This window comes from Nguyenibacter vanlangensis (genome assembly GCF_013376155.1).
Lineage (GTDB): Bacteria > Pseudomonadota > Alphaproteobacteria > Acetobacterales > Acetobacteraceae > Gluconacetobacter > Gluconacetobacter vanlangensis.
Genome location: NZ_JABXXP010000668.1, coordinates 1 through 1,514 on the forward strand (window position 1 = coordinate 1; position 1,514 = coordinate 1,514).

Below are 1,514 nucleotides of genomic sequence, written 5' to 3' on the forward strand. Positions count from 1 at the left end.
ACATCGCGATGGTGGCCGGCGCCTCCAGCCGCGCCATCCGCCCGGCAAACCCCGGGCCCCCTGCATCGGTCATGCTCGCCTCCGCCCCCCGTCAGCGCAGCCCGGCGCAGAAGCGCTGGATGCGCATGCAGGCCTCGCGCAGGCTCTCGGTATCGGTGGCATAGGACACGCGGAAATGCCCGGCGAACATGAACGCCGCGCCATGCACCGCCGCAACCCCCTCCTCTTCCAGCAGCGCGGTGACGAAGGCTTCGTCATCCACGATCTCCGTCCCCCCGGCGCTCACCTTGCCCAGGCAGCCCTCCATCGACGGAAAGACATAGAACGCGCCTTCCGGCCGGTGGCATGTCAGGCCCCTGGCCTGGTTCAGCATCCCCACCACGAGGTCGCGCCGCGCGACATAGGCTTGCACCATGTCGGCGATGAAATCCTGCGGCCCCGACAGCGCCTCCAGCGCCGCCGCCTGGCTGATCGACGAACTGCCCGAGGTCGACTGGCTCTGCAGCTTGTTCATCGCCTTGGTCAGCACCGCTGGCGCGCCGGCAAAGCCGATGCGCCAGCCGGTCATGGCATAGGCCTTGGACACGCCATTCATCGTCACCGTCCGGTCGCGCAGCTTCGGCTCGACCTGCACGATCGTGGCGGGCACGAACCCGTCATAGACCAGCTTGTCATAGATATCGTCGGTAAAGATCCAGACATCCGGATGCCGCAGAAGCACGTCGCAGATCGGGCGCAGATCCTCGGCGGAATAGGCCGCCCCCGTCGGATTGCACGGCGAATTCAGGAAGAACCACTTGGTCCGCGGCGTGATCGCCGCCTCCAGGTCCGCGGCCCGCAGCTTGAACCCGTTCTCCGCGGCACAAGGCACGATCACCGGCACGCCGTCGGCCAGCGCCACGATGTCGGGATAGGACACCCAGCACGGCGCCGGGATGATCGCCTCGTCCCCCGGGTTCAGGGTGGCGACCATGGCGTTATAGATCACCTGCTTGCCGCCGGACGACACGATGATCTCGTCGGACGTGTAATCCAGCCCGGAATCGATGCGGAACCGCTCCGCCACCGCCTGGCGCAGCGCCGGCGTCCCGGCCACGTCGGTATATTTCGTCTCTCCGCCCTCGATCGCGCGGATCGCCGCATCCTTGATGTTGCGCGGGGTGTCGAAATCCGGCTCGCCGGCCGACAGGCTGATGATGTCCCTGCCGGCAGCCTTCAGGGCGCGCGCTTTGGTCGAGATGGCGATCGTCTGACTGGGGCTGATCTTGTTCAGACGCGCGGCGATAAGGTCCATGGTACCGAAGATCCAGAAAATCAGGGGGAAACGCGGCGGGCTCCGCACCCGGCCCCGTCCCCGCCACCGTAATGCGAACCCACGCCCAAGGAAACCGAGGATCGCCGCCCCCCAGCCATTCCCCCGGGCCCTTCTTTCTCCCGGGCGACCATCCTCTCAGGCCGCCGTCCCCGCCGCGGCCGGCCCTCCCCCGATCGACGGCGCGTCCTGCCCCAACGCC

At 67.8% G+C, this 1,514-nt stretch carries 1 protein-coding gene; it reads right to left on the reverse strand.

The features are described 5' to 3' along the window. Positions 1-91 precede the first annotated feature (91 nt). The gene (locus tag HUK84_RS17845; protein WP_176641447.1) at positions 92-1,294 is read right to left on the reverse strand and encodes a pyridoxal phosphate-dependent aminotransferase; all 1,203 of its coding nucleotides are present in this window, start codon (positions 1,292-1,294) and stop codon (positions 92-94) included. Positions 1,295-1,514: the final 220 nt, after the last annotated feature.

Coding starts and splice junctions, on each gene's coding strand:
- HUK84_RS17845 (WP_176641447.1), bottom strand. CDS start 1,294: ATGGACCTTATCGCCGCGCGTCTGAACAAGATCAGCCCCAGTCAGACG.